13 protein-coding genes are annotated in these 14396 nt (G+C 42.4%); 9 read left to right on the forward strand and 4 right to left on the reverse strand.

Annotated elements, in window-relative coordinates; all coding sequences use genetic code 11:
* Window positions 1-192: 192 nt before the first annotated feature.
* Window positions 193-3087: an RNA polymerase-associated protein RapA gene (rapA, locus tag PASHI_RS14735; RefSeq protein WP_062566159.1), complete on the forward strand. Its 2895-nt coding sequence runs from the start codon at window positions 193-195 to the stop codon at window positions 3085-3087.
* Window positions 3088-3142: 55 nt separating this feature from the next.
* Here the strand turns inward: rapA and PASHI_RS14740 are convergent, their stop codons facing one another.
* Window positions 3143-3373 carry a hypothetical protein gene (locus PASHI_RS14740; RefSeq protein ID WP_062566160.1) on the reverse strand — a complete coding sequence of 77 codons (231 nt, stop codon included), beginning with the start codon at window positions 3371-3373 and terminating at the stop codon, window positions 3143-3145.
* Window positions 3374-3506: 133 nt separating this feature from the next.
* Between PASHI_RS14740 and rluA the strand changes: the two genes are divergently transcribed.
* Both rluA and PASHI_RS14750 read left to right on the forward strand, forming a co-directional pair.
* Entirely contained in the window at window positions 3507-4160 is a 654-nt protein-coding gene (gene rluA, locus PASHI_RS14745; protein ID WP_082401641.1) for a bifunctional tRNA pseudouridine(32) synthase/23S rRNA pseudouridine(746) synthase RluA, read from the forward strand.
* A gap of 80 nt (window positions 4161-4240) precedes the next feature.
* The gene (locus PASHI_RS14750; RefSeq protein ID WP_062566161.1) at window positions 4241-5176 is read left to right on the forward strand and encodes a DUF3530 family protein; all 936 of its coding nucleotides are present in this window, start codon (window positions 4241-4243) and stop codon (window positions 5174-5176) included.
* Here the strand turns inward: PASHI_RS14750 and djlA are convergent.
* The 3 genes from djlA to PASHI_RS14765 are packed head-to-tail and all read right to left on the reverse strand — an operon-like array spanning window position 5159 to window position 7709.
* Entirely contained in the window at window positions 5159-6031 is an 873-nt protein-coding gene (gene djlA / locus PASHI_RS14755) for a co-chaperone DjlA (protein ID WP_062566162.1), read from the reverse strand. The two genes, PASHI_RS14750 and djlA, sit on opposite strands and share 18 nt — an antisense overlap.
* Window positions 6032-6054: 23 nt before the next feature.
* Window positions 6055-6711 carry an N-acetylmuramate alpha-1-phosphate uridylyltransferase MurU gene (murU, locus tag PASHI_RS14760; protein WP_062566163.1) on the reverse strand — a complete coding sequence of 219 codons (657 nt, stop codon included), beginning with the start codon at window positions 6709-6711 and terminating at the stop codon, window positions 6055-6057.
* Window positions 6708-7709: an aminoglycoside phosphotransferase family protein gene (locus tag PASHI_RS14765; RefSeq protein ID WP_054562769.1), complete on the reverse strand. Its 1002-nt coding sequence runs from the start codon at window positions 7707-7709 to the stop codon at window positions 6708-6710. Before PASHI_RS14765 ends, murU begins: the two co-directional genes overlap by 4 nt.
* A 103-nt stretch (window positions 7710-7812) precedes the next feature.
* Here PASHI_RS14765 and lptD point away from each other — a divergent pair, with 103 nt between their 5' ends.
* From lptD to PASHI_RS14795, 6 genes are read left to right on the forward strand one after another with little or no spacing between them, the layout of a single operon-like run.
* The gene (gene lptD / locus PASHI_RS14770; protein ID WP_054562770.1) at window positions 7813-10059 is read left to right on the forward strand and encodes an LPS assembly protein LptD; all 2247 of its coding nucleotides are present in this window, start codon (window positions 7813-7815) and stop codon (window positions 10057-10059) included.
* Window positions 10060-10095: 36 nt separating this feature from the next.
* Window positions 10096-11388 (forward strand): peptidylprolyl isomerase SurA, encoded by a 1293-nt coding sequence (gene surA / locus PASHI_RS14775; RefSeq protein WP_055021167.1) that lies wholly within the window; start codon window positions 10096-10098, stop codon window positions 11386-11388.
* A gap of 5 nt (window positions 11389-11393) precedes the next feature.
* Window positions 11394-12386 carry a 4-hydroxythreonine-4-phosphate dehydrogenase PdxA gene (pdxA, locus tag PASHI_RS14780; RefSeq protein WP_054562772.1) on the forward strand — a complete coding sequence of 331 codons (993 nt, stop codon included), beginning with the start codon at window positions 11394-11396 and terminating at the stop codon, window positions 12384-12386.
* A complete protein-coding gene (gene rsmA / locus PASHI_RS14785; protein ID WP_054550997.1) occupies window positions 12383-13189 on the forward strand; it encodes a 16S rRNA (adenine(1518)-N(6)/adenine(1519)-N(6))-dimethyltransferase RsmA in 807 nt (268 codons plus the stop codon). The genes pdxA and rsmA overlap by 4 nt, the downstream gene beginning before the upstream one ends.
* Window positions 13173-13562, forward strand: a complete 390-nt coding sequence (gene apaG, locus PASHI_RS14790; RefSeq protein WP_054550996.1) for a Co2+/Mg2+ efflux protein ApaG — start codon at window positions 13173-13175, stop codon at window positions 13560-13562. Before rsmA ends, apaG begins: the two co-directional genes overlap by 17 nt.
* A 6-nt stretch (window positions 13563-13568) precedes the next feature.
* Window positions 13569-14384, forward strand: a complete 816-nt coding sequence (locus PASHI_RS14795; RefSeq protein ID WP_062566164.1) for a symmetrical bis(5'-nucleosyl)-tetraphosphatase — start codon at window positions 13569-13571, stop codon at window positions 14382-14384.
* Window positions 14385-14396 lie beyond the last annotated feature (12 nt).

The raw sequence follows: 14396 nt of genomic DNA on the forward strand, positions 1-14396 counted from the left end.
TACGACAAAAGTCCTTTTTATGACAAACAAATATACAATTATTTAACTGGTTAAAATACATACAATTTTTACCATTAATAATGGCTTAAAAAGGTTGACTAAATTTAATTGTGTGCGGCTAGTTTACTGCCTTGAAGTAGCATGGCGTTACAGGTAACATAGCCGCCTTTTTTCTTCATAGACGAGACATACATGAATTTTTCCTTAGGTCAGCGTTGGATCAGTGATACTGAGTCAGATTTAGGATTAGGCACCGTTGTTGCCCTTGAAGGCCGTCAGGTCAGCATTTTATTTCCAGCCAGTGGAGAAAACAGAGTTTATTCTTTAACAGAAGCACCTGTTACTCGTGTCGCATTTAATCCAGGTGATATTATTCGCAGCGTTGAAGAGTGGGAATTAGAAGTCGAGTCTGTTGAAGAGCAAGGCGAGTTACTATGCTATCACGGCATTCGCGTTGATAATGGTGAAAAAGCGCAGTTAAAAGAAACCTTTTTAGATCACTTTATCAAATTCAATAAACCACAAGACCGTTTATTTGCAGGCCAAGTGGACCGCTTTGACCGCTATACGCTGCGCTACCAAACTTGGCAGCACCAGTTTGAGCGCCAACAATCTCCTTTAAAAGGTTTAATTGGTCAGCGTGCAAACCTTATTCCGCATCAGCTTTATATTGCACAAGAAGTGGGTAAACGTTTTGCACCACGCGTATTACTTTCTGATGAAGTGGGTTTAGGTAAAACCATTGAAGCAGGTATGATTTTACATCAACAAATCATCAGTGGCCGTGCTAGCCGCGTATTGATTGTTGTGCCTGAAAACTTACAGCATCAGTGGTTAGTAGAAATGCTACGCCGCTTTAACTTACGTTTTTCAATCTTTGATGAAGAACGTTGTGATGAAGCATTCGCAGACTCTCCAAACGTATTCGAAACAGAACAGTTAGTACTTACTAGCCTTGAGTTCTTAAGCAAGAAAAAACGCTGGTTTGAGCAAGCAACCCTAGCTGATTGGGATTTATTGGTTGTTGATGAAGCGCACCATTTAAGTATCAATAATGGTAAGCCAAGCACTGAATACCAACGCATGGCAGAGTTAAGCCAAGACATTCCGGGCCTTATCTTATTAACTGCAACGCCAGATCAACTTGGTCACCGCAGTCACTTTGCCCGCTTGCAATTACTCGACCCAGATCGTTTCTACGACTACGATGCGTTTGTTGAAGAAGAAAGTAACTACAAAGAGGTTGCTGAAGCTGCTAATCAATTACTGGGTGAACAAGGCCTTGATGATGCATCTCGTGCCACATTAAAAGAGCTATTAAAAGAAACCGACATTACTGACCTTTTAGCGAAAGCGGAGCAAGGTGATGAAACGGCGCGCAACGAAATTTTATCAATGCTGCTGGACCGCCATGGTACGGGTCGTATTTTATTTAGAAATAGCCGCAGCGGTATTGATGGTTACCCAAGCCGTAAGCTTCATGCATACCCTATGGCAATGCCTAAACAATATAAAACGGCGATGTCGGTACTGGGTAACATGGGCGGCATTCAAAATGCTGAACTAACGGCACTTCGCGCTCTATTCCCTGAAAAGATCTTCCAAGAGTTTGAAGGTGAAAATGCTAGCTGGGGCGCATTTGACCCACGTGTTGATTGGTTAATCGAAACCTTAAAAACCCTTAAACACGAAAAAGTATTGCTTATCTGTGCTAAAGCCGAAACCGCACTTAGCCTAGAACAGATTTTACGTGAGCGTGAAGCAATTAAAGCTTCTGTTTTCCACGAAGGCATGTCGATTGTTGAACGTGACCGTGCTGCGGCTTACTTTGCCGATGAATACGACAGCGCGCAGATTCTACTTTGTTCTGAAATTGGTTCTGAAGGTCGTAACTTCCAATTCTCGCATCACTTAGTATTGTTTGATTTACCACTAAACCCAGACTTACTTGAGCAACGTATTGGTCGTCTTGACCGTATTGGTCAAACTCAAGACGTAAACATTCACGTGCCGTATTTTGAAAACACCGCACAAGAGGTGTTACTTCGTTGGTACAACGAAGGCTTAGATGCGTTTGAAACAACCTCGACAACAGGGCAAATGCTGTATAAAGAGTATGGCGAAGAATTGCTTGAGTTTATTGGTGCACACAATTGCGACGAAGAAGAGCTAGACCCACTACTAGAACAAGTGGCAGGTCAAAATGCCAAGCTTCGTAAGCAAATGGAAAGTGGTCGTGACCGCTTACTAGAGCTGCATTCAAGTGGCCAGGGCCGAGCAGAAAGCCTTGTAGCTGATATCGAAGAGTTAGACGATCAATTCACGCTACCAAGTTATATGATCAATGTGTTCGACACCTTTGGTGTAAGCCAAGAAGATAAAGGTGAAAATACCATTATCTTAAAACCAACTGAGCACATGCTAAATCCATCTTTCCCATGCTTAAAAGATGATGGCATCACAGTAACGTTTGATCGCAGCACCTCGCTTTCGCAAGAAGACGCGCATTTCATCAGTTGGGATCACCCAATGGTGCAAGGCAGCTTAGACATGATTTGTGATGATGACTTTGGTACTGCCTCTGTGGCGTTACTGAAAAACAAAAAGCTACCTGCTGGTACCTTCTTTGTTGAGCTTATTTTCATTGCGGAGGCGATGGCGCCTAAAGCACTTCAAGTTGGCCGCTTCTTGCCACCAACGCCTATTCGTATCTTATTAGATAAGGGCAGTAACAATCTGGCTGAAAATGTTGCTTTTGATGCTTTCAATCAACAGTTATCAGCGGTTGGTCGCCAAACGGCAAGTAAATTAGCCAGCGCGCTACAAAGTGCCATTCACCCAATGATCACCAGCGCACAAGACATGGCACAAACCAAGCTAGAAGCACTGCGTGCTGAATCACTAGAGAAAATGCAAACTGCACTCGGTGAAGAACAAGCTCGTTTAACGGCACTTAAGCAGATCAACCCGAATATTCGTGATGAAGAGCTTAGCTTCTTTGATAAACAGCGTAGCGAACTCACGACTTACATCGAAAAAGCCCAAGTTAAACTGGATGCAATTCGTTTAATTGTCGTTTCACACTAACGTTGAAGCGCTAAACTCAAAACCACAAACGCGATGTGCTTTCACATCGCGTTTTTTATGCAAAAAACACCACAAGGGTAATAATTACGGCCACTGCCGCTAGCTTGCAAAATAACTTAGCTAAGCTATTGTTTCTTTTTATTAAATCGTCTTTGTAAGCTTGCTTCAAATATACAGCTTGTAGGTCTGAAAAACCTTTACAGTGCGGGCACTCTGGCTCTAGGTCATTTACTTCTAGGCCACAACGTGTACAAGGTTTACTGCGAATTAAACCAAGGCGAAACATTCACTTGTCCTTTTATTTAAACTCCATAGCTGAATTTACTGTATCTTAGCTGCTACTCGAAAACCAGCACTGGCATTGTGTATGCGCTTATACTCCTTTAAAATAGCGTCCTTGCATATCATCGAGGCTAGCTGTGTTACTCAATTATAATCCCCCAATGACACCTTATTTAAGTATTGTTTATCAAGACGATGACTTGCTTATTGTGAATAAACCAAGTGGTTTACTTACTGTGCCGGGAAAAGACCCAAAACACGCCGATTGCCTTATTGCTCGCATTAACCGCGTTTTTCCAACGGCAAAAATTGTTCATCGCCTTGATATGGCTACCTCTGGCATTATTTGTTTAGCTATGCACAAAGAAGCGCATCGTAATTTAAGCATTCAGTTTCAAGATAGAAAAACTGCAAAACGCTACATTGCTCGCGTATTTGGTAAGCTTGAGCAAGAAACAGGATCGGTAGATTTGCCACTTATTTGTGATTGGCCGAACCGACCAAAGCAAATGGTTGATCACGATAATGGCAAACCGTCATTAACCCACTTTAAAGTGCTTGAGTATGAACAGAATGCAACTCGTGTTGAGCTGACCCCAATTACTGGGCGTTCTCACCAACTACGTGTGCACATGCTGTCATTGGGTCACCCTATTTTAGGCGATAAGCTATATGCTCACCCTGAGGCATTCGCCATGGCTCCTCGCTTACAACTGCATGCTGAAATGCTTACCTTAGCTCACCCAGCCAGCGGTGAAACATTGATTTTTGAAGCCGCTCCTGAGTTTTAAGACAATTCGCTAAATATTTAATAAATACTGCCGATAGTTAATCAATAACTGATTTAATTAAAGACTCAGGTAATATCGGCATGAATTTAAAATCCGCACATCGCTTACTTTACGCAGCCTGTTTTGCGTTGATGGGTAATGTGAATGCTGCCGATTTTATTAAACCCACCCCTTGGTCAAGTTTGGTCACTAACGATATTCAACGCTTTTTACCAAGCGATGAAGTACGCACTCTGCTTGCCGGTGAAGATGAGTTCATTAGCTTATATCGCCAATCGATGACAGCCAGTCAACGCGGAATTGTGCTAATCATTCCTGATTGGCAGCACTTACCCACTAATAATGCTGGTATTAACTTTTTGCGCAAGCAGTTAAACGAAATTGGCTATGCAACCCTTGCCATGACCATGCCTGACATTGATTGGCATCCTGCCGATATGACAACGCCCGAGTCACCTGAGAGCTCTGAACCTGAGTCAACAACACAAAGTAATGAACAAAGCGATGAGCAAGCAGCTTCTGCTCCACCAGCCCAAACGCAACAAGCGCCGCATTTTGTTACGGGTGAGCCCAATATCAGTGAAGCCGTGCTTGATGATTACAAATTAAAGCTAATTGCCAGATTCAATGCCTTGTATAACAGTGCAATGGATGAAGGCGGCAATATTATTGTGGTGGCACAAGGTGCCAGTGCGGGGCTATTGATAGAGCATTATGCTAGCTTTCCAAATAACGAACTAAACGCTTTTATTAGCCTAGGTAGTTATTTACCTAACAGTGTTCGTAACCAGCATCTCAATGCGACGCTTTCAACTATCAGCCCACCCTTACTGGATATTTTTTATAGTGAGGGTAACCCTGACACCCTGCAAAGTGTAAAAGACAGAAAACGCTGGGTAAGAAAACACGCTAAATATGACTACCGTCAAAGAGAGTTATTTGGTGTGCCTTCAGAGCCTGAGCAGCACCAGCGGCTGCTTAAAGAGGTAGACGGCTTTTTACGCCGCCTTTTTTAAATACTCATAAGCCGCTTGAATATCTTGGCTTTTCTTTACCGCAACTTCCATCATATGTTTTGGTAAACCTTGCGATACCAGCTTATCGGGGTGATGCTGAGCCATGAGCTTTCGATAGGCTACTTTAATATCTCTCGCAGAAGCATCACTGTTTAAGCCTAATAGAGCCAACGCTTGGGCGCGATTCATACCATTATTCGGTGGCACACTGTGCCCTCTTTGTTCACTATGACTGCTGCGATTTTGCTGGCTTTGTTGACGCTGCTGTTCATAAAAACGCTGTTGTTGCTGACGAAATGCAAATTCGGCTTGGTAGCGTTTTAATAAAAATGCGAACTGAGTACGTGAAATACCTAACTGCTTGCTCACCTCTTGCAATAGTTGCTTTTCTTGCTCTGCAAGGTGGCCATCTGAAAAGGCCATTTGAATTTGGATTTCGAGGAACAGTTGCAATAAATCATGGCGTCGAGCAAAGCGCTCTTTAAAGTCATGAACGGTTTCTTTTAATGAAAAATCGCTTTCTTTACCACTACGAAAGGCATCTTGTGCTTCTCTGCGCTCATCACCCGATAAGCCCATTTCGTCCATAAACAAACTTGCCGCACGAATATGCGTTTCACTAACGCGACCATTCGATTTGGCAATATGCCCCATCACCGCAAAACAGCTAGAAAAGAAAAGTGCTTGGCGCTCGTTAATATCATCGCCTTTAAACAAACCAGAAAAACCACCTGCTTTATCAAAGTCTTGTTTTAAGCTGCGATCGAACATATGGCCTAGGTATAGGCCCAGTAAGGCTCCTATAAATTTGCCAAACATAAAGCCAAAACAAAAACCGAGTACTTTTCCCCACATAATTTGGCAAACCTCTGTTGTTATTACAAAGCGAAACGTTGATTGATTTCGTCGAGTCTGGCAGGTGTGCCAATGTCATCCCATTGCCCCAAATAAAGCTCAGTCGAAACTTGATGTTCACTGAGCTTTTCTCGCAAAATGGGCCCAAGTGGACGAATACCTGCGCTGAGACCTTTAAAGAAATCAGCATGATAGCGACTTATACCGGAAAAAGTATACTTTTGACTATCTGGGCTTAGGTGACTCAGTGCAAAATCACCATCAGGATTATGCGCAGGGTTTTCTACAAGGACAATATGCGCTTCCCCTGCTTGCAGATGAAGCTGCATCAACGAAGTCACATCATAATCAGTAAACACATCACCATTGATGACAATAAATTGCTCACCCAATAACGGCAATGCCTGAATGATGCCCCCGGCGGTTTCAAGCCCCCCAGCCTGCTCTTGGCTGTAAGTGATCGATACACCAAACTGCGAACCATCAGCAAAATACTCTGTTATTTTGTCGCCCTGCCAAGCAAGGTTAATGACAATATCGGTAATGCCTGCTTGGCGTAAGGTATTAATATGATGCTCTAATAATGGCTTGCCGTTAATCTTTAGCATCGGCTTTGGCATCGCTTCTGTTAGCGGCATCATGCGTTTACCACGGCCCGCCGCTAGGATCATTGCTTTCATTTGGACTCTTTCGTTAAACGCTGCTTAGTCTGTGGAATAATAGTCTGCTCTATCCACTGGCCAAGGGCTGTTAACTCTGGGTATTCTTTACTGACATTACTAATGTATGTAAGGGTTGGCAGCACATTATTCAAATAACCAGACTTACCGTCACGTAATTTTAAGCGGCAAAATATACCTGCAGCTTTTAAATGACGCTGCACGCCGGTTAAGTCAAACCAGCGCTTAAACATCGCAAATGAGGTGTCTTGCAATAGCTGTTGCTCGCTGAATTCGTCATAAGCGTAATGTAAAAGGTAATCTAGCTCTTGCTCTGGTAACTTGAAATAGCAATCCCTTAATAACGACACAAGGTCATAACACACAGGCCCTTGTACCGCATCTTGATAATCGATAATTGCCCATTGCTGCCCCGTGCGCATAATATTGCGGCTATGGAAGTCTCGGTGCACTGTAACAATTGGTTGTTCAAGCGCATTGTTAACTAATAACTCACAAGCCTGTTGCCACATTTGCTGCTCATCAGCAGAAAGTTGCTCACCAATAAAGTTATCGACTAACCAATCTCTAAAAATGCTCAGTTCAAATTGTAAAAACTCGCCATCAAATACTTTCATGTATTGGGCTGGCGGGATTTGCGCCCATTGTGCACTTAACTTTATTAGATGTTTGTAGTGTAAAGTGCGGTCTTCGTCGCCCAGTAAATCAGCCAAATGAGTATTGCCTAAATCACTCAGCAAGAAGAAGCCTTGCTTTTCATCTGCTTGAAGAATTTTTGGTAATTTAAACCCATGCTGAGAAAACACTTTATTGAGTTCTATATAAGGCGTGTTATCTAATTTATCTGGATCTGAGTCCATGACAATATAGCTCTGATCACTTGTATTTACGCGGAAATAACGGCGAAAACTCGCATCCCCTGTGATGGCGGCTAATTGATATTCATCCTCTTTAAAATGAGGATTCAAAAACTGCTGTAAACTTTTATAACGATTCATTTAGTAAGATATCTATTTTTCACTAAGTCAATTACTGTATTTGCCATTGTTTTCCTTTATTATGTCTAGCTTATATCCAACCAAAGAGCATTAAGGTCATTAAATGAGCAAAACCTGGGGCATAATGATGCTAAGCGTACTTAGCGCACCATCGTTCGCCGAAACTGAACTGACACACAATTTTTGTGGCACTTCAATGCAAACCAGAGCTTGGCAACCGCTCCCTGGCCTTGAACTTAATATGATCGATATCAAATCCGATGATATTGAACTATTGGGTACCCAAAGCGCAGAATTTACCGGTAATGTAGATATTAACACCCTAACGATGAATTTGTCCGCACAAAGTGCACTGATTGACAAACAACGTGGGTTACTTAATGCAACCGGCCCTATCGTTTATCGCGATAAAGTAAGCCAAATTAATAGTTCTGGGCTCAATGCGGATTTAAATAATTCTGAATTAAGCTTGCTTGGTGCTGATTATAAGCTCACCGACCAACTTGGTCATGGTGGCGCAGAAAAACTAACAGTCAACGAGTCTGGCCTAAACCTGATGAACGCAAGCTTTACTACTTGCCCAGGCGAAACACCGGTGTGGGCGATTGAAGCTGACGAAATTGACTTATCAAGTGAAGATGGCTGGGGCGAAACTCACAATACCGTATTACGGGTATTTGATACGCCGGTTCTGTATGTTCCTTATTTTACGTTTCCGTTAGATGACCGCCGTAAATCAGGTTTATTAACGCCTAACTTCTCTAGTTCAGGCCGCTACGGTATTGAAACCATCACTCCGTATTACTGGAATATTGCTCCAAATTACGACGCCACCATTACGCCTCGCTATATGTCTAAGCGCGGCTTGCAAATGATTGGTGAGTTCCGTTATTTAACTGAGCAAAACAACGGTCTCATTGCCGTTGAGTACCTAGATAAAGATGATGAAGAGCCAAATGTTGACTCTCGTTATCTATTCCATTGGCAGCAGCAAAGCTACTTTGGTGAGAACTGGCGCGGTAATATCGATATTACTAACGTTAGTGATGATAATTACTTAACCGATTTAAATTCTGGCTACGCGACTCGCACAGACACTCAGTTATACCGCACGGGTTCACTCACCCACTTAGGTGACACTTGGCGCACCAATATTAAGCTACAGAGTTTTGAAGTACTTGGTGATCACCGCGAATCGTATGCGGCACTGCCACAAATTAGTTTTTCGCAAACTGATGCGTATGATTTTTATGGTGTTGATTTAACCCTTGATGGTGAGCTTAGTTATTTCACGAATGATGACGCAGTTATTGATGAAGCAAGCCGTGTTCACATAGAACCTAAAGCAAGCTTTGGTTATCAAGAATACGCATGGTCATTTTTATCTGAGTTCAGCGTGTTGCATACTGAATATAACCAGCATGGTGATTTAGCAGGGACAGACTACGACGAAAAAGTCACCCGCACCCTGCCAAAAGTGCGTTTATACAGCCAATTAAATTTTGAGCGTGATACTGCGTTTTTCTTCAAAGATGGTATTCAAACTCTTGAGCCACAAATTCAGTACTTGTATACGCCAAATAAAGACCAATCAAATATTGGCCTTTACGATACGGCAAAATTACAAGATGACTTTTTTGGTTTATTTAGAGACCGTCGTTTCTCAAGTATCGACCGTATTGCCACTGCGAACCAATTTACGTTAGGTGCGACTACTCGCTTATTTAGCAATGAAAACGAAGAAGTATTTAATTTCAGCGCAGGCCAAATCTTCTATTTAAGTGATGATGCAAAGCCTACATCACAAGGTATTAATGTTGATACTAACTACAATGCCTTGTTCGCAGCGCAAACCATGTTACATTGGCACCGTCGCTGGTATCTATCAGGTGGTATTCAATACGACACTGATGGTAAAGAAATTATTCAATCAAATATCACCTTAGATTATAAAGGTGACGATAAACAGCTCGTGCAATTGAACCATCGCTATGCAAATGATGTCTCAGGCAATACAATCGAGCAAGTTGGTCTATTTACCAGCATTCCGCTATCGCAAGATTGGCAGTTTGTTGGCAGCTATCACCGCGATTTAGAAAGTGGTCGTAGCATTGAGGTTTTCAGCGGTCTTCAGTATGAATCGTGCTGTTGGGCGTTTCAAATCACAGGCCGTCGTCAAATCGAAACAGATTTGAACCAGGCGATTGGTCAAGAGCAAGCAACCTTTGATACCAGTATTGGCTTCAATATCGTATTAAAAGGGCTTGGAAGTAAAAGCCGTTATGATGCACAAAAATTATTACAACAAGGTATTTTTGGCTATCGTAGACCGTATTTTCTTAATAACTAGTACCGCAGTACTATTAGCAAGAGTATTAGAAAAAGTATGAATTTAAAAAAATTATTTGCATCTGCATTATTAACAGTTGGCCTTTGCCAAAGCGTTTTCGCAAAACCTGTCGAAATTGACAAAGTCGTTGGTGTAGTTAACCAAGGTGTTATTTTACAAAGTGAAGTAGACACCATTATCAATCGCGTAAAAACTCAAGCTCAAGAGCAAGGTCAGCAATTACCTTCTGATGATACGCTTCGTATTCAAGCAATCGAGCGTTTAGTAAACCAAACTCTGATGATGCAACTTGCTGAGCGCATGGGTTTAGAAATCTCTGACTCTCAGTTAGACCAAACACTTGAAAATATGGCTCGTGAGCAAGGCGGTACAATCGCTGATTTACGTCGCACTATCGAGGCATCAGGCGAGAGCTACCCAGCATACCGTGAAGAAATTCGTAAAGAAATCACCACGCAACAAGTAATGCGTGCGAACGTTGACCGCCGTATTTACATTAGCCCACAAGAAATCGATAACCTTCTTAAAATCATGGAAACTCAAGGCAAGAATGCCGAAGAGTATGATATTGGTCATATCTTGATTGATATCCCAAGTGATGCAACAGCTGATGAAATCACCAGTGCTAAAACACGTGCAGATAAAGTTATCGAGTTTTTAAAAGAAGGCAAAGAGTTCAAGCGTATCGCTATTTCATCTTCTAGCGGTTCAAAAGCCCTTGAAGGTGGTCAGCTAGGTTGGATGAGCATCAACGAAATGCCATCACTATTTGCTGAAGCGGTAAAAGGCCATAAAAAAGACGATATCGTTGGCCCGCTTCGTTCAGGTGCTGGTTTCCACATCATTAAAGTGCAAGATGTTCGTGGTCGCCAAGTTGTTGAAACAACAGAGGTTCGCTCACGTCACATCTTAATTAAGCCTTCTATCATCTTAAGCGAAGAAAAAGCGCGTGACATGCTAAAAGGTTTTGCTAAAGAGCTACGTGAAGGTAAAGCTGACTTTGGTGAACTTGCTAAAGAATACTCTGAAGATCCGGGTTCAGCATTAAAAGGTGGTGAGTACGATTGGACTGATCCAAGCACCTATGTACCAGAATTTAAAAATACCCTGCTTTCTCTAGATAAAAATGAAATCAGTGAGCCATTCAGAACACAGTTTGGTTGGCACATTGTACAGCTACTTGATAAGCGTGTAGCTGATAAAACAGAGCAAGCTAAGCGTAACCGCGCTCACCAACTACTGTTTAATCGTAAATTTAAAGAAGAAAGTTTCAACTGGCAGCAAGAAATGCGTGAACAAGCGCACGTTGATATTTTCCCAACAGAATAAAAATTATGACCATTAGAATTGCAATTACCCCAGGTGAGCCAGCCGGTATTGGCCCTGATTTACTTATCAAGTTAGCCCAGCACCAGTGGGATGCCCAACTGGTGGTGATTGCTGATGGCGCGCTGTTAAAACAGCGCGCTAAGTTGCTTGGTTTAGATATCAATTTAATTGACTTCGATGACAGCCAAGCACCAAGCATTGCCCCTGCAGGCAGCGTTTACTTACATCAAGTAGATTTAGGCTCTGATGTTGAAGTGGGCGTACTTAATGACGCCAATGGTCAATATGTGCTGGATACACTGCGCATTGCCAGTGAAAAAAATATGGATGGTACCTTTGCCGCTGTTGTTACAGGCCCTGTGCATAAAGGGATTATCAACAAAGCAGGTATCTCATTCAGCGGTCACACTGAGTATTTTGCGCAGCAATCGAATACTGCCGATGTAGTGATGTTGTTAGCTACAGAAGGCTTACGTGTGGCGCTTGTTACAACGCATATACCGCTTGCTTATGTATCGCGCGCAATCACCGTTGAACGTTTAAGTAAAGTTGCCACTATTTTAAACCATGACTTACAAACTAAGTTTGGTATTGAAAAACCGCGTATCCTCGTATGTGGTCTAAACCCACATGCTGGCGAAGATGGTCATTTAGGCACTGAAGAAATTGATACCATAGCGCCAACGTTAGAGCTGTTAAATAATCAAGGCATGAACTTAATTGGACCATTGCCTGCTGATACCTTGTTCCAAGATAAATACCTTTCGCAAGCAGATGCCGTGCTTGCAATGTATCACGATCAGGGATTACCTGTGCTAAAATACAAAGGTTTCGGCAATTCGGTCAACATCACCCTTGGCCTGCCATTTATTCGCACCTCAGTAGATCACGGTACGGCTCTCGATTTAGCCGGCACAGGCACTGCTGATGTAGGTAGTTTTGAATTAGCGATCCGCGAAGCAATTAAGCTCGCCCATGAAAAAGCACAGAATCAATGACAGATAAAGTACATTTAGGACACCGCGCTCGTAAGCGTTTTGGTCAAAACTTTTTAAACGATGACATGATCATCGACAAAATCGTCACGGCTATCGATCCTAAACCTGAAGACAATTTAGTAGAAATCGGCCCGGGTCTTGGTGCAATCACTGAACCAGTCGCTGATTTAAGTGGTCACCTAACGGTTGTTGAGCTAGATAAAGACTTAGCAGAACGTTTAACGAGCCACCCATTCTTAGGGCCAAAGTTAACAGTGCATCAAGGCGATGCAATGAAATTCGATTTTAGCTCTTTGATCAAGTCTGACGAAAAGTTAAAGATTTTTGGTAACTTACCATACAACGTTTCGACTCCGCTGCTATTCCATTTATTTGAGTTCGCAGATAACGTAGAGCACATGCACTTTATGCTGCAAAAAGAAGTGGTCAAACGTATGGTCGCAGGCCCGGGCAGTAAAGCATTTGGTCGCTTAAGCGTGATGACACAATATTACTGTCACGCAATGCCAGTGATTGATGTGCCGCCAGAGTGCTTTAAACCAGCACCTAAAGTAGATTCAGCGGTTATTCGCTTGATCCCTAAAAAGCCTGAGCAACGTTCAGCTAAAAGCACTAAGCTATTAAACACGGTATGTTTAGAAGCCTTTAATCAACGCCGTAAGACTCTGCGTAATAGTTTATCTAACTTACTTACAGCTGAAGAACTAACAAGCATAGGCATTGATATCACTCTGCGTGCTGAAAGCCTGTCTTTACAACAATTTATTGATATAGCTAATTGGATTTATGACAACAAGCAGTAATTTAGGTTCTCCAATTAAGGTGTCGGTTGAGACCTTCTATGTAGAAGGTCAATCAGAGCCTGAACAAGATAAATACGTTTTTGCTTACTCAATCACCATTAAAAACCACAGTTTATGCAGTGCTAAGCTATTGAGTCGTTACTGGTTAATTACCGATGCCAACGGCAAAGAAGTGGAAGTGCAAGGTGAAGGAGTTGTGGGTGAAACACCGACCATTGCCCCAGGTGAAAGCTACAAATACACCAGCGGTGCAGTGCTTGATACCCCTGTCGGGACGATGCAAGGTCATTACACCATGCGTAACGAATTTGGCACTGAGTTTGAAGCGCCAATCGAGGTGTTTCGTTTAGCCCGCCCAAACATTTTGCACTAGGTAATAATGGCTGACTACGCAATTGGTGACTTACAAGGTTGTTACAGTGAATTTGATGCGTTACTAAAACGTGTCAACTTCAACCCAAGCCAAGATCACCTTTACTTAGTTGGCGATATTGTTGCTCGAGGCCCTGATTCACTCGCTTGCCTCGAGCGCCTTCATACTATGCAAGGCAGTGTAACTATTACTCTTGGTAATCATGATTTACACCTAATTGCTTGTCATTATCTAAATAAACCAGCAAATCCAAAAGATAAGCTTGCAGATGTTTTTGACAGCCCAAAGCGCCCTGAATATATTCACTTTTTGCAACAACAGCCATTAGCTATTTGGCTTGAACGCTATGACATGCTGATAAGCCATGCTGGCTTAAACCCAAATTGGTCAATAAAAAAAGCATTAAAACGCGCTCGCTTTGCCGAAAGTTGCTACCAAGGTAATGATGCCCATCATTACTTTGCCAATATGTATGACCCCCACCCATTAGAATGGCAATCAACGCTACCTAACGAGGCTAAATTTCGTTATATCGTTAATTACTTCACACGCATGCGCTTCGTTAATTTGCTTGGTGAACTCGATTTCAGCAATAAAACCAGCATTAGTGAAGATAGCTCAATAATCCCTTGGTTTGAGCATCCGAGTATAAGTAAGCTCAAGCAACAGATCACATTTGGTCATTGGGCTGCTTTAGAAGGTAAAGTTAAAGCCGAAAATATTCATGCCCTCGACACTGGCTGTGTATGGGGAGGCGCGATGACCCTCATGGAACTCAGTCAAAAAGACTGTTTTGTCGAAAAATCCCACTCTTTTATCTAAATAAACTGAAAA

It is taken from the genome of Pseudoalteromonas shioyasakiensis (assembly GCF_001550135.1).
GTDB lineage: Bacteria > Pseudomonadota > Gammaproteobacteria > Enterobacterales > Alteromonadaceae > Pseudoalteromonas > Pseudoalteromonas shioyasakiensis.

Excerpts from the sequence above, each read along its gene's own strand:
- surA (WP_055021167.1), top strand. The coding sequence starts at position 10,096 with ATGAATTTAAAAAAATTATTTGCATCTGCATTATTAACAGTTGGCCTT.
- pdxA (WP_054562772.1), top strand. The coding sequence starts at position 11,394 with ATGACCATTAGAATTGCAATTACCCCAGGTGAGCCAGCCGGTATTGGC.
- murU (WP_062566163.1), bottom strand. The coding sequence starts at position 6,711 with ATGAAAGCAATGATCCTAGCGGCGGGCCGTGGTAAACGCATGATGCCG.
- apaG (WP_054550996.1), top strand. The coding sequence starts at position 13,173 with ATGACAACAAGCAGTAATTTAGGTTCTCCAATTAAGGTGTCGGTTGAG.
- rapA (WP_062566159.1), top strand. The coding sequence starts at position 193 with ATGAATTTTTCCTTAGGTCAGCGTTGGATCAGTGATACTGAGTCAGAT.
- PASHI_RS14740 (WP_062566160.1), bottom strand. The coding sequence starts at position 3,373 with ATGTTTCGCCTTGGTTTAATTCGCAGTAAACCTTGTACACGTTGTGGC.
- lptD (WP_054562770.1), top strand. The coding sequence starts at position 7,813 with ATGAGCAAAACCTGGGGCATAATGATGCTAAGCGTACTTAGCGCACCA.
- djlA (WP_062566162.1), bottom strand. The coding sequence starts at position 6,031 with ATGTGGGGAAAAGTACTCGGTTTTTGTTTTGGCTTTATGTTTGGCAAA.
- PASHI_RS14750 (WP_062566161.1), top strand. The coding sequence starts at position 4,241 with ATGAATTTAAAATCCGCACATCGCTTACTTTACGCAGCCTGTTTTGCG.
- PASHI_RS14795 (WP_062566164.1), top strand. The coding sequence starts at position 13,569 with ATGGCTGACTACGCAATTGGTGACTTACAAGGTTGTTACAGTGAATTT.
- rsmA (WP_054550997.1), top strand. The coding sequence starts at position 12,383 with ATGACAGATAAAGTACATTTAGGACACCGCGCTCGTAAGCGTTTTGGT.
- PASHI_RS14765 (WP_054562769.1), bottom strand. The coding sequence starts at position 7,709 with ATGAATCGTTATAAAAGTTTACAGCAGTTTTTGAATCCTCATTTTAAA.